Source organism: Leptolyngbya sp. 'hensonii' (genome assembly GCF_001939115.1).
Classification (GTDB): Bacteria; Cyanobacteriota; Cyanobacteriia.
This window is the reverse complement of the sequence record NZ_MQTZ01000001.1, coordinates 12,667-35,451: the sequence shown is the minus strand read 5'-3', so window position 1 is coordinate 35,451 and position 22,785 is coordinate 12,667. Positions and strand designations below refer to the sequence as shown.

The 22,785-nt window shown below is 50.5% G+C and carries 20 protein-coding genes; 6 read left to right on the top strand and 14 right to left on the bottom strand.

All coding sequences use genetic code 11. The features are described from left to right. Window positions 1–112: 112 nt before the first annotated feature. From treS to BST81_RS00135, 6 genes are all read right to left on the bottom strand, one after another. Window positions 113–3,601 (bottom strand): maltose alpha-D-glucosyltransferase, encoded by a 3,489-nt coding sequence (gene treS / locus BST81_RS00160; RefSeq protein ID WP_075596519.1) that lies wholly within the window; start codon window positions 3,599–3,601, stop codon window positions 113–115. Between the two features lie 402 nt (window positions 3,602–4,003). After that, window positions 4,004–5,629 (bottom strand): ammonium transporter, encoded by a 1,626-nt coding sequence (locus BST81_RS00155; RefSeq protein WP_075596518.1) that lies wholly within the window; start codon window positions 5,627–5,629, stop codon window positions 4,004–4,006. Window positions 5,630–6,129: 500 nt separating this feature from the next. Further along, window positions 6,130–6,543, bottom strand: a complete 414-nt coding sequence (locus tag BST81_RS00150; protein WP_075596517.1) for a NifB/NifX family molybdenum-iron cluster-binding protein — start codon at window positions 6,541–6,543, stop codon at window positions 6,130–6,132. A gap of 54 nt (window positions 6,544–6,597) precedes the next feature. After that, the gene (petC, locus tag BST81_RS00145) at window positions 6,598–7,134 is read right to left on the bottom strand and encodes a cytochrome b6-f complex iron-sulfur subunit (protein WP_075596516.1); all 537 of its coding nucleotides are present in this window, start codon (window positions 7,132–7,134) and stop codon (window positions 6,598–6,600) included. Window positions 7,135–7,151: 17 nt separating this feature from the next. Further along, complete coding sequence (locus BST81_RS00140) at window positions 7,152–7,580, bottom strand: DUF302 domain-containing protein (RefSeq protein ID WP_075596515.1); 429 nt, start codon at window positions 7,578–7,580, stop codon at window positions 7,152–7,154. Between the two features lie 35 nt (window positions 7,581–7,615). Continuing rightward, window positions 7,616–7,828: a DUF2892 domain-containing protein gene (locus BST81_RS00135; protein ID WP_075596548.1), complete on the bottom strand. Its 213-nt coding sequence runs from the start codon at window positions 7,826–7,828 to the stop codon at window positions 7,616–7,618. Between the two features lie 231 nt (window positions 7,829–8,059). Between BST81_RS00135 and BST81_RS00130 the strand changes: the two genes are divergently transcribed. Both BST81_RS00130 and BST81_RS00125 read left to right on the top strand, forming a co-directional pair. Continuing rightward, on the top strand, window positions 8,060–8,896 hold the full coding sequence (locus BST81_RS00130; RefSeq protein ID WP_075596514.1) for an MBL fold metallo-hydrolase: 837 nt from the start codon (window positions 8,060–8,062) through the stop codon (window positions 8,894–8,896). Window positions 8,897–9,133: 237 nt separating this feature from the next. Further along, entirely contained in the window at window positions 9,134–9,751 is a 618-nt protein-coding gene (locus tag BST81_RS00125; RefSeq protein WP_075596513.1) for a type I restriction endonuclease subunit R, read from the top strand. A gap of 291 nt (window positions 9,752–10,042) precedes the next feature. Here the strand turns inward: BST81_RS00125 and BST81_RS00120 are convergent, their stop codons facing one another. The 8 genes from BST81_RS00120 to BST81_RS00090 form a co-directional block, all read right to left on the bottom strand. Next, window positions 10,043–10,555 (bottom strand): isoprenylcysteine carboxylmethyltransferase family protein, encoded by a 513-nt coding sequence (locus tag BST81_RS00120; RefSeq protein ID WP_075596512.1) that lies wholly within the window; start codon window positions 10,553–10,555, stop codon window positions 10,043–10,045. Further along, window positions 10,552–11,715, bottom strand: coding sequence for an FAD-dependent oxidoreductase (locus tag BST81_RS00115; RefSeq protein WP_075596511.1), 1,164 nt, complete (start codon window positions 11,713–11,715; stop codon window positions 10,552–10,554). The genes BST81_RS00120 and BST81_RS00115 overlap by 4 nt, the downstream gene beginning before the upstream one ends. A 147-nt stretch (window positions 11,716–11,862) precedes the next feature. Next, window positions 11,863–12,036, bottom strand: coding sequence for a hypothetical protein (locus BST81_RS27845; RefSeq protein WP_171974621.1), 174 nt, complete (start codon window positions 12,034–12,036; stop codon window positions 11,863–11,865). 312 nt (window positions 12,037–12,348) lie between these two features. Beyond that, the gene (gene cysK / locus BST81_RS00110; protein ID WP_075596510.1) at window positions 12,349–13,305 is read right to left on the bottom strand and encodes a cysteine synthase A; all 957 of its coding nucleotides are present in this window, start codon (window positions 13,303–13,305) and stop codon (window positions 12,349–12,351) included. Window positions 13,306–13,477: 172 nt separating this feature from the next. Continuing rightward, a complete protein-coding gene (locus BST81_RS00105; protein ID WP_075596509.1) occupies window positions 13,478–14,113 on the bottom strand; it encodes a type I restriction enzyme HsdR N-terminal domain-containing protein in 636 nt (211 codons plus the stop codon). 57 nt (window positions 14,114–14,170) lie between these two features. Further along, the gene (locus BST81_RS00100; protein ID WP_075596508.1) at window positions 14,171–14,407 is read right to left on the bottom strand and encodes a hypothetical protein; all 237 of its coding nucleotides are present in this window, start codon (window positions 14,405–14,407) and stop codon (window positions 14,171–14,173) included. Between the two features lie 22 nt (window positions 14,408–14,429). Continuing rightward, on the bottom strand, window positions 14,430–17,144 hold the full coding sequence (locus tag BST81_RS00095) for a cyclic nucleotide-binding domain-containing protein (protein WP_253188029.1): 2,715 nt from the start codon (window positions 17,142–17,144) through the stop codon (window positions 14,430–14,432). Between the two features lie 94 nt (window positions 17,145–17,238). After that, window positions 17,239–17,436, bottom strand: coding sequence for a helix-turn-helix domain-containing protein (locus BST81_RS00090; RefSeq protein WP_171974620.1), 198 nt, complete (start codon window positions 17,434–17,436; stop codon window positions 17,239–17,241). A gap of 461 nt (window positions 17,437–17,897) precedes the next feature. Between BST81_RS00090 and BST81_RS00085 the strand changes: the two genes are divergently transcribed. The 4 genes from BST81_RS00085 (at window position 17,898) to cas3 (ending at window position 22,715) form a co-directional block, all read left to right on the top strand. Continuing rightward, window positions 17,898–18,875, top strand: a complete 978-nt coding sequence (locus BST81_RS00085) for a YafY family protein (protein ID WP_075596506.1) — start codon at window positions 17,898–17,900, stop codon at window positions 18,873–18,875. Beyond that, the gene (locus BST81_RS00080; protein ID WP_075596505.1) at window positions 18,872–19,483 is read left to right on the top strand and encodes a Uma2 family endonuclease; all 612 of its coding nucleotides are present in this window, start codon (window positions 18,872–18,874) and stop codon (window positions 19,481–19,483) included. Before BST81_RS00085 ends, BST81_RS00080 begins: the two co-directional genes overlap by 4 nt. Window positions 19,484–19,615: 132 nt before the next feature. Next, complete coding sequence (gene cas6 / locus BST81_RS00075; protein ID WP_171974619.1) at window positions 19,616–20,251, top strand: type I-MYXAN CRISPR-associated protein Cas6/Cmx6; 636 nt, start codon at window positions 19,616–19,618, stop codon at window positions 20,249–20,251. Beyond that, window positions 20,241–22,715 carry a CRISPR-associated helicase Cas3' gene (gene cas3, locus BST81_RS00070; protein WP_216351156.1) on the top strand — a complete coding sequence of 825 codons (2,475 nt, stop codon included), beginning with the start codon at window positions 20,241–20,243 and terminating at the stop codon, window positions 22,713–22,715. The genes cas6 and cas3 overlap by 11 nt, the downstream gene beginning before the upstream one ends. Window positions 22,716–22,785 lie beyond the last annotated feature (70 nt).

Sequence of the window (22,785 nt, the reverse complement as noted above, 5' to 3'; positions counted from 1 at the left end):
TCTTAATCATCTTGGAATACTCCCTATCCCCTACGGGGACACTTTGTGAACGGCTTGGCTCAGGGAGCGATTGGTTCGAGGGACAGACTGGGTCTGCAACCGGATGCCTCAGCTATTTCAGTTGCAGGATCTGATCCAGGGCGATCGGCAGGCGCTCCGGATGCTGATACAGCAGGCTGGATGGTAAGTCATGAAGCACATCACTCAGGTTGGCCATCGCTTTTTCCAGCAGGTACACATCCAACAAAATTTGTAATTCCTGGTGAGTTTGGGGCAGAAATTTGTCCTGGCTTGCGATCGTCAGGTAGCCTTGCAAAAGGGCTGCACTGGTCCATTGATAGAGGAAGTGCTTCCACTGCTCTACAACAGGCAATTGCTCTGGGCGGATCAGACCACTTTCCACTTCCCGGTGCAACGCCACAGCAATAGCCAGTGAGAAAGATTGCAACAGGCCAGCCACATCTCGCAGCGGCGATCGCTTCATGCGCCGTTCGTTCAGGGTGCGTCTGGGACTGCCACCAAAATCCGTCACAATGAAGTCTTTACCAGTGTAAAGGACCTGTCCCAAATGGTAATTGCCATGATACCTTGTCCGCAAAGCCGTAATTTTCCCGTTCAGGAGGGGCTGGAAGCAGGCCATCAGCTTTTCTTGATGTCCCAAAACCTGCTGGGCCAGCACCTGAGACTCTGGTGGCAGGGCTCTGAGCCGCTGTTTCAGCAGCAGCAGCGTCTTGCCGGTCAGGTTGCGAGCATATTGGTAGACCGATCGCTGATAAAACGAGGTAAACGGCTCTGGGATAAACTGGAGATTTTCTTCGTCGGAGGCCAGGGCACAATGGAGTTCCGCCGTGCGCTGGCCCAACAGTTGTGCGTTCGCCAGTAAAGAGCCCAGGGTTTCCTGAGCCAGGGTTCTGGAACTACTGTAGGGAGAGGCATGGGACAGATTGATGCCCCCTTCCAGGCTCCCAGGCTCCCAGGAGTCCCGTTCGGGGACTATTTCTGGTTCTGAGAACACCGCCTGCAGATCGAGGAGAGACCCCTCCGGAACAGGGATTTCTGTCAGACCGGCTTTGTGGGTCGTCACCAGTTCGAAGTAGTCCCGCAGCCGATCGAGGGTATAGTCCCAACTGCTACGGGCATCTGGGATATATTCCTGCAGAATCCCGATCGTCATGGGTTCAGCCCGATCGGGACGATACTCCAGCCAACCTGCGATTGAGGAAATTTGGGGAAACCGCTGGTTCTGATCCAGAAAGCGGCGAATTTCCAGGTCCGGATTGACCCCAGCCTCGACCCGATTCAAGAGTTTCAGCAGCAGCACCGGGTTAGAGATGGTGCCGGGGTGGGACGAATCCCAGTACAGCATCAGGGTATTGCCATGCTCTCCCCGAAGTAGTTGCGGGTCCAGGTGATCCGCCTCCCCCTTGAGATCGACAAACCGTTCCGTTGCCTTGGCCAGAAGTTTCCCCCCACGACCATTCAAGGTTTGATCGTGGGCGATCGTCTCCAGCAGAGCCATCCAGGTGGTTTTCTCCGTCGTGGCCGCACACAGAATCCCCGGTTCTGGCTGACCCTCGACCTGTAACCGGGCCACGATCGTCTGGGGCATTTCCGCCTGTAGATGCAGGGCTGCTTCGCCCTCGGCCCAGGTCAGGCAGAGCAGATAGGTTTCAGGGTTGCCCTGGATATAATCCACCTGCAGCCAGACCAACATGGCCTCCGCTCCTGGCAGATTGTGACCGGCCATCCCTGGGATTTCGATCGCCTCTGTGATGTGAACCGACTGCACCGGGCGTATTCTGCCGCCATACCAGGAATAGGTCATCAAATAATCTGGCAGTAGCAGTTCCAGATCCTGTTTCACATTGCGCTGGGAAAACACAGTCTGCCACTGGCCCCGTACCTTTAGGGTTGGCAATTGAGACAGGGGGCGTGGTTGAATTTGAGCCGGTTGTAACTTCAGGGTGAACCAGTAGAAGGCATAGGGAGCGATACTGAGGAAGTAGGGGGCCTCTGAGATCACGGGAAATTCTGTGCGGCCAAAGATTTCCACCGGCACCATGCCCTTGAAAGCCGTCAGATCCAGGTCCACCATTTGGACAAAACGGGAGAGATTGGCCACAACCAGAATATGTTCTTCCCCGTAGGTCCGGGTAAAAGCCAGCACTTTGCGGTTATCGGGATGGAGGAACTCAAAACTCCCTTTCCCCAATGCCTGAAAGCGTTTTCGGGTTGCAATCAGCCGTCGCATGGCATGCCAGAGGGAGTTGGGATTGGCTCGCTGGGCCTCTACGTTAACGGCTTCATAGTGGTATTCCGACTCAACCAGTAAGGGCAGGTAGAGCCGGTGGGGATTGGCCCGACTGAAACCTGCATTGCGATCGGCACTCCATTGCATCGGCGTCCGCACCCCATTGCGATCGCCAATATAGACGTTATCCCCCATGCCAATCTCATCCCCGTAGTAGAGAACGGGCGTTCCTGGCAGGGAGAGGAGGAGGCTGTTGAGGAGTTCGATCTGGCGACGATCGTTGCCCAGTAGGGGGGCCAACCGTCGCCGAATGCCCAGGTTGACTCGCATCTCCAGATCCTGGGCGTAAACCCGGTACATGTAGTCCCGGTCCTCGTCCGTCACCATTTCCAGGGTCAGTTCATCATGGTTCCGCAGAAACAGGCCCCACTGACAGTTATCGGGAATGGGGGGAGTCTGTTGCAGGATATCGGTGATCGGGAAACTGTCTTCCATCCGCAGGGACATGAACAGGCGGGGCATGAGGGGAAAGTGGAAGTTCATGTGGCATTCATCCCCGGCCCCATAGTAGGCGGCAGCATCTTCGGGCCACTGGTTGGCCTCAGCTAGCAGCATTCGGTTGGGATAATTTTGATCCACGTATTGACGCAACTGTTTCAGGAAAGCATGGGTTTCCGGCAGGTTTTCACAGTTGGTGCCCTCCCGTTCGTACAGGTAGGGCACTGCATCCATCCGCAGACCATCCACCCCCATGGCCAGCCAGAAATCCAGCACCTGAAACACAGCCTGTTGAACGGCTGGATTGTCGTAGTTCAGATCGGGTTGGTGGGAATAAAAGCGGTGCCAGTAGTAGGCTTTGGGGATCGGATCCCAGGTCCAGTTGGATGTTTCAAAATCCTGGAAAATAATCCGTGCCTCTTGATATCTTTCTGCTGTGTCACTCCAGACGTAGAAATCTCGTTCAGGGCTATCTGCAGGGGCTCGTCTGGCCCGTTGAAACCAGGGATGCTGATCGGAGGTATGGTTGATGATCAGCTCAATAATGACTCGAATCTCTCGCTGATGGGCAGCGGTCAGAAAGGTACGAAAATCGTCCAGGGTGCCATAAATAGGGTTCACACTGGTGTAATCAGCAATGTCATACCCATCATCTCGCAGCGGAGAGGGAAAGAAGGGCAATACCCAAAGGGCTGTTACTCCGAGATCTTGCAAATAGTCGAGCTTCTCGGTCAAACCTCGAAAGTCACCAATGCCGTCTCCATTGCTGTCAGCAAAGGCCCGCACGGGCACCTCGTAGATGATAGCAGTCTTGAACCACAGGGGATCGGGGGTGATTGTGGACAGTGGCATGGTTGCTAGCAATTCTTCCCAAAGATTCTATCCCACAGTAGAGGGGAATAGGGTCTTTGCCCATCTGTTGAAGGGAGGAAAGCAGGTTATACCTGGCTAGATGAGTTGTCTTCTCAACCCACCCCAGCCTTGCGCCTTCCCAAGGGGGAACTATGCATGCACGGTAACAGAGAGAGAGCATCCCAGTTTTGCAAGGTTGCCCACCCAAGGGGAAGCCGCTGCGCGTCTACAGCCCCCAGCCCCTTCTCCCCCAAAGGGCTACTGTGTACCCAGAACGGGAGATGGGCCAGTATATTAATGCCAAAAATAAAGGGTGGAGGGACTCAGCCCCCGCACCCCTGATAAAACTCATGCAAGTGATAGTTTATATAGTGATCAGGCAATAGGCCTAGCTTAAATCAATTAGTAGGAGGTACTGGTAATACCCTTATCAGAAGCAGAAATCGGAGAAGACACCACTGTGGACTCCTTCATAAACCCGCTGTAAGCTTCCATACCATGTTCGCCAATATCGAGGCCATGCAGTTCCTCTTCGGCAGAAACCCGAATACCTAACAGTAGTTTGAGGCCAAACCAGACAATGCTAGATAACAACACGATCGTACCTCCCACGGAAAGTGCCCCAATCAGTTGGACCCCCAATTGACTGAAGCCACCGTTGGCGAATAACCCAGCAGCTGGACCTGCTGTATAAGCCAGCGCACCAGTTCCTTTCCCAGGCCCAACTGCAAACAAACCAACGGCCAGGGTACCCCAAACACCACAAACCAGGTGAACGGAAATAGCACCCACAGGGTCATCAATCTTCAGACGATCGAAGAAACCGACCGCAAACACAACTAGCACACCAGCCACGATACCAATGACGGCTGCGGAGGGAACCGTGACCCAGGCACAGGGAGCGGTGATACCCACCAAACCCGCCAGAATTCCGTTGATGATCATCGACAGGTCAGGCTTACCCAGCAGGAACCAGGCTGTCATCGTGGCAGCAACGCCGCCAAAGGCCGCAGCCGTGTTTGTGGTAATTGCAATGTGAGCCAGCAAAGAGCCATCTCCAACGGCCATCGTAGAACCGGGGTTGAACCCAAACCAGCCCAGCCAGAGGATCAGACAACCCAGGGTGGCGATCGCCATGTTGTGCCCAGGAAGCGCACTCGGCGAACCATCGCTATTGAACTTACCAATCCGGGGACCCAGAAACGCGGCACCCATCAATGCAGCCCAGCCTCCCACCGAGTGAACGACTGTGGAGCCAGCGAAGTCCCAAAAGCCTAGAGTCGTTGTCCCACTGGCATCTTTAAACATATTGGCAATCCAGCCTCCACCCCAGATCCAATGGCCAGTGAGGGGATAGGCGATGCCCACCAGGAAAAGACTGAAAATCAGGAAATCCACGAACTTAATTCGTTCAGCCACCGCTCCTGAGACGATCGTGGCTGCAGTACCAGCGAATACCAGTTGGAAGAAAAACTTGGCCATCAAGGGCACACCTGCCCAACTGATAGACTTGTAAGCCCCCGCGTAATCCGCTACAGCAGGACTATTATCAGCACCACTCAGAAAGAACAGCCCTTCAGAACCAAAGAAGCCGCCACTGGTGTTACCAAACATCAGGCCAAATCCAATCACCCAGAAAGCGATGGTGGACAGGGCAAAAACAATCAGGTTCTTTGCTAGAACATTCACTGCGTTTTTCTGTCGGCAGAAACCAGTTTCCAGCATGCCGAATCCGGCATTCATGAAGAAGACCAGCATTCCGGCAACCATAACCCACAGGGTATCTAGCCCGACTTTCAAGGTCTCAACTGTCTTCGCAACATCCTCAACTTTGGGAGGATCTTGGGCAACAGCAGCCATTCCCCAGAACAGAACAATTAAACAGGCCAGGGGAATGCAAGCCTGCCAAGTCGGCGCAAGTCTCTGAATTTCTTGACCATATTCGGAAAGCGCAGACAGCCATCTGTCCATTTTGGGCAAAGCATAGCGCTTACGCCTCGATCGTTTTCCAGGTAGCTTTAGCATCATTTTGGAAATACCTCAAACGAAAACAGTCCAGGGGTTGAAAAACAGCAAAAAAGTTGCATCATAAACTGCAAGTTTGCCCTGCAGGATAGATCAACTACCTGACTACCTGATTACCGTCCCATATTTCCATCCCCAGGTGTGGGGGGGTACAAGTAGCATTGTAAGTGGGAAGTTCAGATCAATGTAACAGTCTCCTTGAAGGGAGAACCTACCCTATTTCTGCACTAATCAGGCAGCCCTGAGCCAAATTTCATCACTTGAATTGAATATTGATTAAGTATGAATTTCACAACTTTCATGCCATGAATTCTGTATAAAAATGTACAGAAATTTACAAACAGCTTTGGATGAGCTGCGGTGAAGATTATAAATTTCCTAATGAAAAAAGTTGGGCGTTGCTGAACTTGTCTATGAGACGATTTCTGGAAGCCTTGGCACTCCATCTGGAATCCAGCGAAATCATAGTGCGATGCAGCAACGCCAAAATGTTGTTGTTACCGTTACTCGTGGCAGCTACTACTCCCAGTGTCTCGATCGACCTGAGGGACAACAAGTGGGTCTACGTCATGGTGATGCTCAACCTCCTCTGGAGTCATGACTACAAGAGAACCCGCAAGATAGGCAGTGATGGCTGTATCCGGGTCAGTTTCAGGCGTGATAATCGGTTGAATGCCTTTGGATTCCAGACGGCGGGCTAGGCCACGTCCCATACTGCCGCTAATCAGAACCTGGATCCCATCCAGTGGGTGAGGGTCTTTGGAGGAACTTTCATGAAAGCTCTGGTCTTTGGTAAGCTTGAGCAGTTCTTTGGTTTGAATGGTGGCGTTGTCTACGTCATAAATCCAGAATTTTTGACAATGTCCAAGATGGGCAGTTACGCTGGTCTGGTTTTGACTGGATACGGCAATTTTCATAAAGTTCTTGGTGATTCAAAAGAGAGAAAAGTTCTTGGATATGGGCAACCCGAATCAAACCCACCAGGGGGTTTCTCCAGTGCGAGGATCGGGTTCTGTCCAGGGTGAGATCAAAATGTTGTTATCGATGACAGCAACGTGAACAATTTTGAGGGGAAGGGGAGCTGGGCCACGAACTACTGTGCCATCAGGGGCATAGAGAGAGCCATGACAGGGACATTGAAACTGCTGATCCATCGGATTCCAGGGGAAGGTGCAGCCCAGGTGGGTGCAGTTATCCACAATTCCCATAGCATCCAGCGTGTTATCTTCTTGGACGACCAGGTAAGTGGGTTCTCCTGCCAGACCTGCAACTAGGGCACGAGTTCCGGATGCCTCTGCCAAGATTTGCCTTGCTGGGATTGGATTTCCGAGAATATCTTTAGCGAGAATGGCCCCCCCTGCTCCGGTTGACTCTGCGGGAGGAATGAAGAATTTGCCAACTGCGTAGAGAGCGGAACCAGCAGTAGCAGCAACAGTCGCTCCGGTTAGAAAATTGAGGAGTTGTCGCCGGGATAGGGATGGGTTTTCGAGCGACATACTGTCGTCCATGATGAATCTCCTTGACTTTAAATAGTGTATGCAGCTTGCGAAGCACTCAAGGTTGCTTGAGGCAGGCGATCGATCACCCGTTGCATTTTTTGACTGGCCTCGATCGCAATTTCTTTTGCTCTCGGACTGTGCAGGGACAGGAACATCATCAACGGATCAACCGCTGAGACTTCTACTCTGCCATCCTCGTGTTCTTGCACCACGACATTGCAGGGATACAATACACCCGCTTTGTCATCGGTTTGGATCATTTGATAGGCAATTTGAGGATGACAGGCTCCCAGAATTTTGTATTGGTGAAACTCGATGTCCAGTTTCTTCTTGAAGGCAGCTTGCACATCAATTTCGGTCAATATGCCCATGCCTTCCTGTTTGAGAGATTCGGTGACTTGGGTGATCGCTTCTTGAAAGGAGGCATCAACAACCTTGCTGAAGTGGTAAGTCATAGTGGTTTCCTCAAAGAATCAATGAGTCAATGCTTCTACAGTTGCTTATTAGTTTGGTTGGTGTAGATGCCCAGGAGGCGATAAAGACCGCAAAAACCAACCAGCGCCGTTATCAGCAGTATGCCACCTGCGGCAACCAGCCCAATGCCTAGGGCAGAACTCCTGTAGAGGAACAGCCCCAGGTACAACAGCACCGAAGCTAACAGGACACGGATCACGCGATCGAGCAAACCCACATTTGTTTCCATAAGATCATCTCCAGGGTTGAGTGGATTGCAAAAGGTTTTTGCAATCCAGCAAGAAGCAATTTTGAGGGGAGAACAATACATTTTGTAACCTTCTTTAATATAACTGATTGGTTATAGAATAGTAAAGTAATTTTAATGGGTGCGTATTTCGGAGCTAATGGTTATAGGGACGATCGGCGGTATCCCAGGGACTAAATTGCATCCCCCGATGGGGGTTTGAGGGAGTCGTCAATGCCTGAACGCATCGTTGTTACAGTTCTGGTGGATAACACGGCTGGAGACCGAGGGCTCCTGAGTGAGCATGGACTTTCCTTTCTGATCGAAACAGACGATCATCCCGTTCTTTTCGACACGGGACAGGGGTTTGCTTTGCATCACAATGCTCAACGTTTAAACATTTCCTTAGTGGATCTGGATGCCATTGTGATCAGCCACGGCCACTACGACCACACGGGTGGTTTGCCCGCCTTGTTAAAGCACAGTAGTAAAACAGATTTGTTCTTGCATCCAGAGGCGATCGCCCCAAAGTACAGCTCTAGAGGAGACATTGGATCTCCAATACAGGATGCACAGGCATTAAGTAATCAGGTGCATCGTTTGGTCTGGACGGAAAGACCAACAGAAGTCATCCCAGGCGTTTGGGTCACTGGATCAATCCCACGTCATCATCCGCTTGAGAATACGGAGGGATGGTTCTGGTGCAACCCTGAACGAACAGATAGGGATCTCCTCCCAGATGACCAGGCACTGTTTATGGAAACACCGAATGGTTTCGTTGTAATCCTCGGTTGTGCTCATGCTGGGGTGATCAATACGCTAGATTACATTGCTGAAATTACAGGTGAACGTAAGTTTTATGCTGTTTTAGGTGGCATGCACCTGTTACACGCCAGTAGCGATCGTATCGGTGCCACCCTTGAACGCTTGAAACGGTATGAGGTTCAATTGATCGGTGCCAACCATTGCACTGGAATGAAAGCCATCAGTATGTTGTGGCATGAATTGGGCGACCGTTGTCTCCACTGCCGAACAGGTACTCAATTAGTGATTGGTCGCCAAGCAGGCTGAGATGATTACTGGACGATTTCCTCTCCCGCTGTTTTCCACCCTGCAAAACTGGGTGGGAAACCTTGCACATGGTCATAGGCCAACTAGAATTATTGACCCTAGAAATAGGGTTAGATCTGTCGTAACACTGTTTTGTAGCCTTAAACGTCCGCTTGCAGAAGCTGGCCTGGATGAAATTTGGGACTATATTGCTGAAGAATGCTAGCGTAGAACCCATTCCCCACTGCTAAAACTCCGATGGTTAGCCTCGGTATCACCAAAGCGATTACCAATCTCACCGAAGCCCACGCGAGGCTAGGCATTGTGCCCAGCACCGATGCCACCTTTTTCACCGAATGGAAAGCGCTATTGCCTCCATTGACCGATACCGAGAAGGCAAGGCTCGATCATCTCAAACAGCGTTATCTCTACTACGCCGATAGCGGAGCCATCACTGAAGGTACCGTCAACTTAATTCTGCTGTCACCCCTGCTGGAAACCCTGGGCTTCATCGACCCGCCTTACCAAGTCCGGAGTGAAAAATATATCCGGTTTGAAATTGAAGACGGTGATACCCAACTGGATGGGTTGATCGATGCCTTGGTGATTCACGATCGCCTCTGGTTAATTGTGATTGAAAGTAAACCCTATGGGTTTAGTGTGCGACAAGCGATCGCCCAAACCTTAGCCTATATTGTTGGTGCACCAATTTCTCCCGTGTTCGCTCTGATTACTACCGGAGAAGATTGCCTGTTCGTTAAATGCGATCGCGACTCCTCCCACTATGCCCTGTCAGACAAATTTACCCTCAGCACCGCTGAAGGCAATGAACTGTATGCCGTCGCGCAAATCCTGAAACGTCTGGTTATTGTATAGCAGGTTATTCACCCCAACTGGCAGAAACCTTGACATCCACAACTACCGGGATCGGACGCAGAAACTTCCGAGCTGCGGCAATCATGCATTGATGCAGGAGGCAACTAATACCATTTTATATGCCTCTCGTAACTGGCTTGACTGCTCCACACTCACAGGTCGTGGCACTTTGGGGGAGGACTCCAAGCGATAATGCACTAGTTTATGCACCATTTTATACTTTGCCTCAATCCCCAACTGACGCTCCAACTAGTCGCAAATCGCTTCATAGCCATCGGTTTCATGGCTCCCTTAATAGATCCAGGGAATTAGTTTTTTGACTTGCGATCGATAAACTTCATAATCAGAAAATTTGTGCTTCAACCATACTTCTTCTTTTCTGGCTTTGATGTCAAAAAATAGTAGTAATAGCATGGCACCGATCGCATGGAATAAACTCCATTGCCAGCAACTGTAGGCGATCGCTAAAAAAACTACGCCACTATAAATAGGATGCCTTACTACTCCGTAAACTCCACTGGTTACCAATTCCCCGTTATCTTTAGGGTGGGGTAAGAGAGTAAGATTTGCACCTAACTCTAATCCTCCCGAAAGTAATAACAATGCGGAAATTAGGCTAAAAAGACCAGTGATTCCCCAACCTATGTATTTCCAAACAGGAGACAACGTCTCTACAGCGACAATTGGGTAGACTGGCAACAGGGCAAAACTAATGGAGAGGATTATTTGACCGATTACCCAGTATTCGCCTTTCTGACCGCGCCACCAATGGCCTGAGAATCCCCATTCTTTAAGTTGGTTCATAGTAGACGTGGAACTTTTCCTAATTTATTCAACTTGTAATATTTTTCCCATGCCAGTTTTGCCCAGCGTGCCCAGGCTCCTCGGGGTGCCATTTCTCGGTTCTCATCCCGGTAGACAAAGACACCTTCTGTGCCTGTATCCATAATGCACAGCAGGTTAATCTCTTCCCGGAAGCTGGCTGTTGCTGCTTCTCCACGCTCTTGTCGGGCAACATTTTCCGCCGCCGTGCGTGCCATCACTTCGGCTAAATGCCCCTGTCGTGCCCGCCAGTCGGGTCCCTCAAAATAGGAACTGTCACCGATCGCATAGCAATTTTCAAATCCGTTTACCTGTGCAGTATCGCTGACGGGGACAAACCCTGCTGCGGTCAGGGGTAGGTCAGATTGCTTGAGGATAGGTGTGCCAGTCATTCCCGGTGTAAAAACAGTGAGATCGGTTACGACGTGAGTATCATCCTCAAAGGTCACGCCACTGCTGGTAAATTCCTTGATCTTTTTGCCAGACACGATAGTAATACCGCGTTCCTGGAACAATTGTTGTAATTGGGCCAGCCCCCCTGCCCCCAGCCGCTTTCCAGGGGCATCAGAGGGGCTAAAGAAAGTGAGTTCAAAGCGATCGCGCAAGCCCTTTTCCCGCAAATAGGTATCGAAATTAAACAAGACCTCAAACACGGGTCCACCTCGGACTGCCGTTGCATCCTGGGGATTACCGCTAAACCCGCAGGCAATCTTGCCTTCTCCCCGCTCGACTAGCTCCAGGAACCGCTCTTGAATTTGCATTCCATCCAATGGTGAGCCGCAAATAGATAGGGTATTCTCAACACCTTTGGGCTTTAGCTTAGAACCACCCAAAGCGATAATGAGATAATCATAGGAATACTCTTGTGATGTCGTGAGAACCAATCGTTCTTTAGCTCTGACCTCTTTCACCTCTTCTTGCAGGAAATTAAAGCCATGAATTTCGGCGAGTTGTGTCAAGGGCACTGAGAGGTCTTCCAGGGTGCGCTTACCCACCGTCAGCCAGATGGACGCGGGATAGATATACAGGAAGTCACGGTTGGAGATCAGGTCAATTTGATAATCGCCCTTGAGTTTTTGGGTCAGGGCGATCGCAGCTTCCACACCCCCCATTCCACCACCTAAAACCAGAATTCTTTTCATGGCATCAATTCCTAAATAGAGTTAAAAATCGATTGCTTCTCATCAGGTCAGTTAACTGAATGATTACAGCAATTACTCAATGCTGTTTTGCAGCATTGTGGCAGGAATGGCGATCGCAAAAATAGCGCATTGCCCCTAAACTCACGATCAAAACCAGAATTTGTACCAGCCAGGGTGCCCAGCGAAACTCACCAGCAGACTGATTGTCATGACAAGGAAGGTTTTCACGATGTCTTCCTGGCTTTCATAGGTAATCCAGGCCGTAATCAGAGCGATCGCAAAGGGAATTAAAAAAGAAAGCGCCACTTTCAGAGAGCTCATCACTTCTGTTATATACTATATAACCATATGATGATTAATGCTACTATTAAAAAAGTATCTAAGCTGTTTAAATGTCTATTGTTCCTTCAGATATCTTGAGTTGAAGTATCGCCGATTCCCAGAAAAGGCTTTGCTGAATGCAAATATGAATTACCCTCATCCCCAACCCTTCTCCCGCAGGAGAAGGGAGCTAAAACTCTTGTTCCCTCTCCTTTGGGAGAGGGCTAGGGTGAGGGCTGCATAAGGCTCAAGCACGAAAATCATACTTCTATTCAGCAACGCCCGTTTCTGGTACTCGACTACCAGGAAAATCTAATGTGAAGTAGTTTCTGTGCTATTCTCATCCCACATTGCCGTGCTGAGATAGCGTTCTCCTGCACTAGGCTGAATGATCACAATCCGTTGATCTTGGTAGTGCGATCGCTGCCCGATTTGTAATCCTGCATAGACCGCTGCGCCTGTTGAGATACCACTGATGATGCCTTCTACGCGCGCCAATTGTCGTCCAATCTCGTAAGCCTCTGCTTCGGTGACGGTGACAATTTCATCGATTAAATCGACTCGCAGGACATCTGGGATAAACCCTGCGCCAATGCCTTGTAAATTATGTTCGCCTGCAGGCTGGCCACTCAGCACCTTACTGTTTACGGGTTCGATGGCAACAATTTGGAGCTTGGGATTTTGTTGTTTGAGATAGCGTCCAGCACCAGTCAACGTGCCGCCTGTCCCCACACCGACGACTAACGCGGCAATATCACCATCGGTGTCCTGCCAAATTTCAGGCCCAGTGGTGTCGTAGTGGATTTTAGGGTTGGCAGGATTGCTGAATTGATGCGGTGAAAAAGCTTGGGGAATTGTTGCCACCAGTTGATTGGCATGGGAGATCGCCCCCTGCATATCAGCTTCAGCCGGAGTCAAAATCACCTCTGCACCATACGCCTGAACAATTTGCCGTCGTTCCTGGCTCATGCCGTCTGGCATGGTCAGAATCAGGCGATAGCCCTTGGCGGCACAGACCATCGCTAACCCGATCCCGGTATTCCCGGAGGTGGCCTCCACGATCGTCGAAATTCCGGGTTGAATCAGCCCCGCTCGTTCTGCTTCGAGCATCATGCTGACAGCGATCCGATCTTTCACGGACTTGGCTGGATTCATGCCTTCTAGTTTCAGCACCATTTCAGCAACACAGCCAAACTGCTGGGGTAAGCGTTGCAGCCGGACAAGAGGAGTACAACCAATAACTTCGGTAATGTCACTGTAGATTGGCATAAAGTTCAGCCTGTTGTTTCGTCAATGGCTTGAAGATGAATAACTTTGATTTTGCCAATACTGTTTATTTTACTCCACGGGCGATCGCACTTGGTTTCAAGAGGCGCTGAATCAGAGATTCACAAGCTCAATATTTTCGTATTTATCGATTTGGTTCAATCCGGTGCGATCACTATTGAGTGATTAGTTCACCCATCCGTTTCAAGATTTGCAAGACCTGTTGGGCTTCACTAGGCAACGTATAGAGTGAAAAGGCTCGTGACAAGCCATATTGGGGCGTGGGTTGTTGCAGCAACTTAATAAACAGCACATCATCCCCATTCGTGATCATGCCAAAGAGCAATTGGTCAGGATTCGTGTTTGCCATTATGTAGGCTAGAGCTTGAGGCAATGCCGATCGCACAGAAATGCTGGTCTTTTTGGATTCCACCACCAACACCCAAAATTGGTTCTGCATAATCAGCAGATCAATACGCCCTCGCAGGATTTCTTCCCCATCATTCAGCACCCATTCGATCGCGGTTTCAGACCGCATTCTGAAAGGTGGATCGTAAAAGCCAGCGAGTTCCAGTAAGGGAGATGCTGCCAGGAGGGTAACAGAACCCTCCAACAGTTCATTGGTGGAGCGGTGATAGGTTAACCGCCGATACATCACCCCCAAGTCAGCGAGTTCTGGGTCTGTCAGGGATGGTAAGGCATCAACCCATTCTCGGAAAAACTGTGGGTCAGAATTTCGTTGCAGCCCAAACTTTGCCTCTGCTTCGGCAAGACTTTTAACCATCTCTGTGACTGCAATGGTTTGTGCCATGCTCCTATTCTGCCATAGCCCTCGCTTCCCTGCCCTCTGCTAATTGCTTGCCTACCTTCACTCCCCGTAGATCTTCCTCAGATATTCCTGCACTCCTGCCTCCAGATCCAGTAGTGCATCATCCAGCGATTCGTATTCATCCTCGCCTTCCCAGGGCATCCCGCCCATGTCGATCGCCCGCACAAACGACGTTAGTGGGCCATCGGGGTCGTTACCAATTTCAATAATGCCCTGATGCTCATAAACCCATTGAGCAATGTTGGGATACTTGTCTTCAAATGACTTTTTTGGCATAGCTTGACACCTGAATTGAACGTCATATCATCAGCTTGAAAAAGAAAATTGTAAACCCAAGCATAAGGATCAAATGGGGCAGATTGCTGAGCAAGGGGCGTTTGGTAATGCGTAACAGCGGATAGATACTGAAAACCAGAGCGGAGAGGAGTGTGACGCCTTGAAGAAATGCTGCCACATCTGCACTCCAGGTGAGGGCTGGCAAACCTGCGCCGCTAAAGCCCAGGGTTCGCGCCAGGACAGGCAAAATTTGACCCGCCTCCATCACGCCCGCTGGGACATAATGGGTTAAGTTTGCGGCCAGGGTAAAGGGTAAATAAGCGTAGATGACCGTGAGATAGACAGGTTGTTTGGGGTCAAGGAAGCGGGCGATCGTGTGAGTCAGATAGGTCAACGCAGCGGGAATGCTGAGCAGGGCAAGGACGATCGGCGTACTGGTCAGTAAATGATTCGCGTCAATGGGAATATTGTGGAAGCCCAACCATCCTAAAATTCGCTCAGTATGGTGCATCAATACGCCACCAAACAGCAGCAGCAGCAGTGCGACTTCCGCTCCAAAACCCTGAGGGTGGTCTAAGAGGTCTGCTGTGGGAAACCGCAAGTTGAGCTGCACCGATCGATGGGAGCAGGCTTTGAGACAGGTCATACAGAGCACGCAGTCTCGGTTGTCTTGCAATTGGGCCGGATGGGTGTAAAGCGGACAGCCCCCCGTGGCCTGACCTTCCGTAGGCAACGCATCTGTAAAGTTAACAGGAGTTGCATCACTGCCTTTATAGCAGCCAAAGGTGCTGCATTGGCTACCGCAGACCTGTTGGGTCGATCGCAACTCCACCATTGCCAGCTTGGCGAACATCCCGTTCATGCCACCGATCGGGCACAAATAGCGACACCAGAGCCGCCGCTCATAAATCAGGCTAAAAATGACTGCTCCAGTTGTAATCGCCAGGAGCAACCAAGCAGAAAGCAGCGCATGATGGGGCAAATCCCACAGCTTTTCCCACAAATAAATTGCCACAAAGCCACCAAACAGGATCCAGGCTCCCCATCGATTCAGCCATTGGGTATTCCAGGTCAGTTGCTGACGCGGAAACAGCCAGAGGGAAAAACGGCGGAGCCATTCTGCTGTGATCATAAAGGGGCAAACGGCGCACCAGAGCCGACCGACAAAGACAAATAGAAACAGATAACCCGGCCACCACCAGGCCCAAAAGAGATTGAGGGTCACGCTACTCTCGCGGGTCTGAGGCCCAATCAACCCGGCGATCGTGACGGGCACAAAAAATGCCATCATCACCATCCAGATACCCTCTGGGTACCAGCGACTCAGCAATAGTTGCCGCAGCCAGGGCACATGGGTGAGCAAATCCACTCGGAAGGCGTTCTTCGCAGACTGCACCGACCAGAGGGCTTGTTCTGAAATCACAACTTGCCCTGGTGGCGTCATGATCACTGCGCGATGCAGGATTTCTGCCAGTTCTGTGAGGTTGCCAGGGTAGTCATAGCTAATCAAGCGACGCAGATCAGACTGATCCAGAGCCAGCAGCGGACGATTGTGGGCCTGACAAAACTGGGCCAGGAAATAACGGGCAAAATCTGGAATATCTGCTTTACGCTGGGGTAAGCTGAACAGCTTGATCGGAATTGCGTCTACCTCTGGCAACTCTAGTTTGTCCGGTGCGGCGAGGATTAAGCGTACCCAAGACTGAATCGGCTTGGGAGGCTCGGTTGTCAGAGTATTAGAACCACTGAGACCATGATTCGGTAGGATGCTACCCGTTTTGCAGTAATGGGTGAGGCGTGCCCGATCGCCCTCACTCAAAACTTGGACATTATTCAGCAGTAGGGTTCCCCGCTCCAGCAGTTCGAGGACGCCGGTCTGTCCAGCGACTCTGCCAAATAAGCAATCGGTATTGAGCCTACCATCTTCTGATCGGGGTAACTTGGTACAATCTAATTCAGCAAAAGGTTGGGCTGCGATTCCAGAACGGGAATGGATCAGTCCGGCCAGAAAGGTTTTTCCAGTTCCTGGTTGGGCTTGAAACAAGACAGGTTTTAGACTGTCAGCAGCTTGATCCAGTTGTTCTGCCAACTTTTGACTGGCTTTGCTGTGGCCCAGGATTTTTGCTCCAGTTGGAACCGCTTGAATATAAGACTGTAACCCTTGAATCCGGCGTTGCTCTTGAGCAATGCGGGCACTGAAGGCATTTAAATCTTGCGCTAACAGCGTATTGAACATCCGTTCAAATTCGGCATACTGTTGCATCAACTGACGAAACTCAGCCTCGGGCAAAAACCAGATTTCACTAGCCGTGAGGGTGATCGCTTGCGTCTGGTGCCTGCCGTTTTCTGGGATTGCCATCAGGGATGCATAACCGAATAGCTCTCCAGCACTGCGATAGCGAATCAGAGATTTCCCAATCGGGGAAAGCCGGTAGATCTCGACTGTGCCCCACTTGAGCAGGTATAGCCCAATGTTTTTTTGTCCTTCCTGGTAGATCAACGTTTGGGGTTCTACACGGAAGCATTTCAATGACTGGGCGATCGCGGTTAATACTGGGGTTGGAAACTGCCCCCAAACCCGATGAAAACTTAACCAATGGCTACATTCCAGAATCACCTGCTCACTGGAAGAGGCAAGGCTTGTGCTGTTTGTTCCCAGAGGCAATAATTGCTCTGGAGTAGACAGAACTGACTCAGGCTGTAGACCATTGGCCAAAATTACTCCAGGATCCATCATCTCTCTTGTGGCTATCCCTTCAATCAAAGGCCGTTTTGCCCCTGATCAACATCTTACCTCTTAGACGGGAAGGCTCGCCCTGTAGGCGATAGGGTCAGCGTCGAGATGAAAGGCGCGGCTTGCCATGCAGCATCTGCAACTCTTCCTGCTCATAGCGGTTGCGCCACACCCGCACCGTCGTCTCTGAAACTCCTAAGGTCGTTGCAACAGCACTGATCGCTTTGCCTCGATCAAGTTCTAGAAGACCCGTCGCCCGCTTAAATTGCCCGACTCCCAGTTGACCTTTACGCAACAGATTCTCGAGATAATCGCGGTCGGTTGGACGCAGTTCGACCTGACAGTTCTTCATGTCTACTCGGGTAACAATAGGACTGAGAACAGGTTACTACTCGCTCACTTGAAACCAAAAACTTAATTTACATGGTAAGTAGATGGGCGTAATTAAACTGAACATAGCTAGTGGGGGTGAAGGGGGCAAAGCCCCCAGCCCCCCTTCTTACAATTAAATGTAACCACCTACTTACTTAGACTGGTGATGCCTGCAAGATCAGCCTGTTTGCCCTCAGCATTAAGCAAATAGAGTAGTGCAAATAGTATATCTGCGGGATTCTGGGTGTCTGAGAGTAGTTTCAGTGCTGGAGTAGGACTATTCTGACCTGCCCACTCCTCTGTAAACATTCTCAGTTCTGTGAACTCGGAAAGAATTTTGCCGGGTTGCCTGTTTAAGATAGACCCAATTCATCGGATACGGGTATGTCAAGGCATCTGGAACGGCTACTGGAAATCGACGGATTATTGCGACAGGGGAGACGGCAAACGTCCACCAGTCTGGCGGAGGCAGTGGAGGTCAGTGAGCGCACCATTCGTAATGACCTCACGTTTCTGCGCGATCGCTACCAGGCTCCGATCGAGTGGAGCAAGGCCAGGGGCTATTACTACACCGATCCAGACTGGCGGTTGCCGACCATTCCCCTGACCAGGGGTGAACTCTTTGCCCTGACATTGGGGGCCAGGATGCTAGAAGCCTATGCCGGGTCTGCTTACAGTCTGGAGCTTCGATCGGCCATTGCTCGATTAGCAGAACGGCTCCCTGAGCAAACCTGGGTAGACCTGCAGCAGGTGGCTGAAGAACGGATTTTGTTCCGCTCCGGGGCAGAAATCAATCTGGACCCGGAGGTTTGGCATCAGTTGGAGGATGCCTGTCGAAATCACAAAACGGTTCACATGACGTATTACACAGCAGGTCGCAATGCAACGTCTGATCGTAATTTGGACCCCTATGTGCTGCATATCTATCGAGGCACCAATCCCTATGTGATTGGCTACTGCCACAATCGGCAAGAGATGCGCTGGTTTCGGGTCGATCGGATTAAGCGCTTGCAAGTGCTGGCAGAAACTTTTGTCCCTGACCCTACGTTTGATGCCAGAGATCATCTGGAGATGATTTTTCAGCATGAGGCAGGTGGGGTGCCGCTCCCGGTTGTGATCTGGTTTGATGCGCCGACGGCTCCCTATATCCGGGAGCGGCGCTGGCATCCGACCCAGGAAATTCACGAACATCCGGATGGGTCGCTGACGTTACACCTGATGGTGCGGGGGATGAATGATCTGAAGCGATGGGTGTTGGGGTATGGCCAGGGGGCGATCGTGCGGGAGCCGCCGGAGCTGGTGCAATTGGTTAAAACGGAGGTATCCCAGATGCAGAATTCCTACAAGGGAGGTCAACCATGATTCAAGTCCTGCGACAGCTAAAGACTTTCACAGAGTTTCTGGCTGAGTATCCAGAGGATGGTAAACGCTATGAACTGATAGATGGGGAGGTACGAGAGGTGCGACCCAGGGGAGACCATGAGGAAATTGCCAGTCTGATCACCCGCAAGCTGGATCGGGAAATTGAGCGGCTGAATCTGCCCTGGTTTATTCCCAATACCTGCTGTGTGAAACCAGCGAGTGATCTGGATGGGTATGTCCCGGATGTGATTGTGCTCGATCGCACCCAATTGGAGGTAGAACCTCTGTGGAAGACGGCTTCGACGATCGTGCGGGGAGCTTCGGCCCGGTTGGTGGTGGAGGTGGTGAGCACGAACTGGCAGGATGACTATGCCAAGAAGCTGGAGGATTATGAGGCGCTGGGGATTGGGGAGTATTGGATTGTGGATTATCGGGCACTGGGGGGGTGGCGTCACATTGGAAGGCCGAAGCAACCGACGGTGACGGTCTACTCGCTGGTGGATGGGGAGTATCGGGGGCAGATGGTACGGGCCAATGAGCCGATCGTCTCAGGGATGTTTCCGAAGTTGGAGCTGCTGGCGGCAGAGGTGCTGGTGGTTGTGGGGTAGTCGGGGGCGATCGTAAAAAAATTCCCTGGATTTACTGTTTTTCTACTGGGGGTGCAGTACAAATGAACAAATTCTTTCTAAGGAAGGTAAAAGGTGCTAGCAACGGATCAATCATCAATGGTAAGGGAGGGCTTGAGTCTACCTTATGTGGAGTTGAGCTTTGGTGTCATCGGGCAGACGCTGCCTGCGGATCATGGGTATGGGCTGTATAGTGCGATCGCCCATCTTTGCCCGCAAATTCATGAGCAGGAAGAGCTAAGTATTCAAACAATTTCAGGCAAGCCGGATGGCCAGGGCAAGATTGAGCTTTCCCGGCAGTCGAAACTGAGAATCCGTTTGCCTTATGAGCCCGCACAAATTGCGTTAGTACTGCCGCTGGCTGGACAGCAACTAACGATCGGCAATCATCGCATTCAGTTGAGCATTCCTCAGATTTTTCCGTTGTATCCGGTTGATAAGTTGCGCTCTCGGATTGTCACGATTAAGAAATTCCAGGAGCCAGAACCCTTTAAAGAAGCTGCTCAGCGCCAACTAGATGCTTTGGGAATTCAAGGGAATCTGATTCTCCCTCTGAATGAAGATGGGGAGCCAGCCCGTAAAGCGATTAAAATCAAAACCTATTCAGTCGTTGGATTTAGCCTGGTCATTACCGATCTGAGCGATGAAGATTCTATCAAACTTCAGCAATTTGGATTAGGTGGTAAGCATCGTATGGGATGTGGCGTCTTCACCAGTTTCCCGCGTGCCTGGAGGTTTTATGATGCCTAATCTTCCTGAGCAGTTATTGGCAAAGAGCAAGCGTGGAGATCGGGTGATTACGCTGGAAGCTCATTTGCGCGATACAGAAACCTGTGCTAGTCAAATCTTTCGGTTGGATGGTCGGTGGGGACAGAATTGGTGTCGCCTTTTCAAGATTCAAGGTCGGGAGATTCAGGAAAAATTCCTGCTCAATTTGCGAATAGCAGCTTTGTTTCACGACATTGGCAAAGCAAATGAGGATTTTTACGCAGCCGTCTCAACTCCAGGATTCAAAGCTCAAACCCTGCGTCATGAGCATTTGAGTGCATTAGTGCTATGTTTGTCGGAAGTTCGTAATTGGTTAGCACAAAATTCAAACCTGGATATTGATGTCATCACTGCTGCTGTTTTATCGCATCACTTGAAGGCTTCTGAAAGTCAGATTACGGTGAAAGACGACAAAGAAACCAGTGAAAAACTCAAGAATTATCGCTGGTGTCAGCCTCAAACCCTCAAAACGTCGGTCACGTTGTATCTCAACCATGATGAAGTCAATCGAATTTTAGAGCGTATTGCTGCGATCGCTACCCTAACAGATATTCCAGTCCTACCCCAAGCCAGTTGGAAGGCAGGCTCAATCTGGGACCAGGCTTATAAAAAAGGAAAAGATGCAGGTCGCCACTTTAAGCGAAATGTTGGGGCAGACAACCCACGGAGATCGCTCCTGGTTGCGATCAAGGCCGGGTTGATCGTGGCGGATGCTGCTGCTTCAGGATTGGTGCGAGAAAATAAAGATATTACCGATTGGATCGAAGCCGTTGTCCATGCTGATGCCATTGGTCAAGACCAAATTGCTACCGCCATTATTAATCCTCGGATTGGACAAATCAGGGCACGTCAGGCAGGGCAAGCCTTTGACCAAAAAGCATTTCTGACGAAACATACCCCTGCTCAACTTGAAGTTCTCCAAGACCAAACACTACAGGAATTTCAAAAGCAGATAGCCAAACAGGGTTCTAAAGCGTTGCTACTGGCTGCTTGTGGAGCTGGAAAAACACTGGGAGCCTGGAAGTGGGCAGAGCAGCAATCGCGGGAGTACAACATCGGGAAAGTGATTTTTCTGTATCCCACCAGAGGTACAGCTACGGAAGGCTTCCGGGATTATGTGGGTTGGGCACCAGAAGCAGATGCAGCTTTGATTACGGGAACTGCCCGTTATGAACTGGAAGCAATGCAAGAGAATCCAAGTGATGCCATTCAGGGTAAGGATTTTCAGGCAGATGAACGACTCTATGCATTAGGCTTCTGGTCACGTCGCTTTTTTAGTGCCACAGTTGATCAATTTCTTGGCTTTGTGGAACACAGTTACCAAAGTCTCTGTTTATTGCCTGTTCTGGCAGATAGTGCAGTTATTATTGATGAAGTTCATAGCTTTGATCAGCGAATGTTTGATTCTCTGGTCAGCTTTTTGGAGAATTTTGACCTTCCAGTGCTGTGTATGACGGCAACGCTGCCACCGTCGCGGCGCAAACGCCTGGAGAAAGTGGGGCTAAAAGCTTATCCCACTGAAGCAGACCGAGAGATTTTGCCTGATTTAGAGGAGAAGGAAAAGCATCCCCGCTATTATCTTGAACCTGTTGCTAATTTTGAGGCAGCCTTTAATCAAGCAGTGAGTGCTTATCAGCAAGGTGAGCGAGTTCTCTGGGTGGTCAACACGGTGGACCGGTGTCTGACGATCGCCCAAAAGCTCACTACTGCGCTACGAGATCTCGATGCCGAAGTACTGACCTATCACAGTCGTTTTCGGTTGTGCGATCGTCAAGCTGTCCATGCTAAGACAGTTGCTGCGTTTGCAATTCAGAAGGGTTCAGAAGAACGAAAGGCGGCGATCGCCGTCACGACTCAGGTTTGTGAAATGAGCTTAGATTTGGACGCAGACGTATTGATCACGGAAGTTGCGCCAATTCCCTCGTTGGTGCAGCGGTTTGGAAGGGCTAATCGTCATCTGGCCAGGGGGCAAGAATTTCGAGCTAGATTACACACCTATTTTCCTCCTAGTCATTTGCCCTATCAAAAAGATGAGTTGAAGGTGGCAGCAGCTTTCTTGCAAGAGTTTAAGGACTGTGATATCAGTCAACACCAATTTGCCGAAGCACTGGAGCGGTATGCTCCACCTGAACGAGAACCTGACGGCAGTGCTCGTTTTCTAGACAGTGGTTACTACGCAACTCCTGGTAGTTTTCGTGATACGGATGACTTTGCCATACCCTGCGTTTTGGATAGGGATTTGCCCGATGTTAAAACTATTCTCGATTCATCTGAAAAATACCGAAAAGAGCCATACATCATTAGCATTCCTAAGAAATGGGCTAATGCGCGCACAGAGGAGCATAATTGGTTGCCTAAATATCTTGGTGTCGCCACATGGGAGGGTCACTATGATGAGCACCGAGGATTTATTACCAAGCCTTTGGAAGAAGTGGAGCTTGGTTAAAAGCAGAAAAGTCTTGCACTTCTCTTTGCATCAAAAATGATTCAGTAACCTTAGAAATGACTATTAACAG

What these genes read in the sequence shown, in the direction of transcription:
- cas3 (WP_216351156.1), top strand. Translation starts at nt 20,241, where the DNA reads ATGATGCCTAATCTTCCTGAGCAGTTATTGGCAAAGAGCAAGCGTGGA.
- BST81_RS00120 (WP_075596512.1), bottom strand. Translation starts at nt 10,555, where the DNA reads ATGAACCAACTTAAAGAATGGGGATTCTCAGGCCATTGGTGGCGCGGT.
- BST81_RS00155 (WP_075596518.1), bottom strand. Translation starts at nt 5,629, where the DNA reads ATGATGCTAAAGCTACCTGGAAAACGATCGAGGCGTAAGCGCTATGCT.
- BST81_RS00125 (WP_075596513.1), top strand. Translation starts at nt 9,134, where the DNA reads ATGGTTAGCCTCGGTATCACCAAAGCGATTACCAATCTCACCGAAGCC.
- treS (WP_075596519.1), bottom strand. Translation starts at nt 3,601, where the DNA reads ATGCCACTGTCCACAATCACCCCCGATCCCCTGTGGTTCAAGACTGCT.
- BST81_RS00140 (WP_075596515.1), bottom strand. Translation starts at nt 7,580, where the DNA reads ATGACTTACCACTTCAGCAAGGTTGTTGATGCCTCCTTTCAAGAAGCG.
- BST81_RS00130 (WP_075596514.1), top strand. Translation starts at nt 8,060, where the DNA reads ATGCCTGAACGCATCGTTGTTACAGTTCTGGTGGATAACACGGCTGGA.
- cysK (WP_075596510.1), bottom strand. Translation starts at nt 13,305, where the DNA reads ATGCCAATCTACAGTGACATTACCGAAGTTATTGGTTGTACTCCTCTT.
- BST81_RS00100 (WP_075596508.1), bottom strand. Translation starts at nt 14,407, where the DNA reads ATGCCAAAAAAGTCATTTGAAGACAAGTATCCCAACATTGCTCAATGG.
- BST81_RS00135 (WP_075596548.1), bottom strand. Translation starts at nt 7,828, where the DNA reads ATGGAAACAAATGTGGGTTTGCTCGATCGCGTGATCCGTGTCCTGTTA.
- BST81_RS27845 (WP_171974621.1), bottom strand. Translation starts at nt 12,036, where the DNA reads ATGAGCTCTCTGAAAGTGGCGCTTTCTTTTTTAATTCCCTTTGCGATC.
- BST81_RS00115 (WP_075596511.1), bottom strand. Translation starts at nt 11,715, where the DNA reads ATGAAAAGAATTCTGGTTTTAGGTGGTGGAATGGGGGGTGTGGAAGCT.
- BST81_RS00105 (WP_075596509.1), bottom strand. Translation starts at nt 14,113, where the DNA reads ATGGCACAAACCATTGCAGTCACAGAGATGGTTAAAAGTCTTGCCGAA.
- BST81_RS00150 (WP_075596517.1), bottom strand. Translation starts at nt 6,543, where the DNA reads ATGAAAATTGCCGTATCCAGTCAAAACCAGACCAGCGTAACTGCCCAT.
- BST81_RS00095 (WP_253188029.1), bottom strand. Translation starts at nt 17,144, where the DNA reads ATGATGGATCCTGGAGTAATTTTGGCCAATGGTCTACAGCCTGAGTCA.
- BST81_RS00085 (WP_075596506.1), top strand. Translation starts at nt 17,898, where the DNA reads ATGTCAAGGCATCTGGAACGGCTACTGGAAATCGACGGATTATTGCGA.
- petC (WP_075596516.1), bottom strand. Translation starts at nt 7,134, where the DNA reads ATGGACGACAGTATGTCGCTCGAAAACCCATCCCTATCCCGGCGACAA.
- BST81_RS00080 (WP_075596505.1), top strand. Translation starts at nt 18,872, where the DNA reads ATGATTCAAGTCCTGCGACAGCTAAAGACTTTCACAGAGTTTCTGGCT.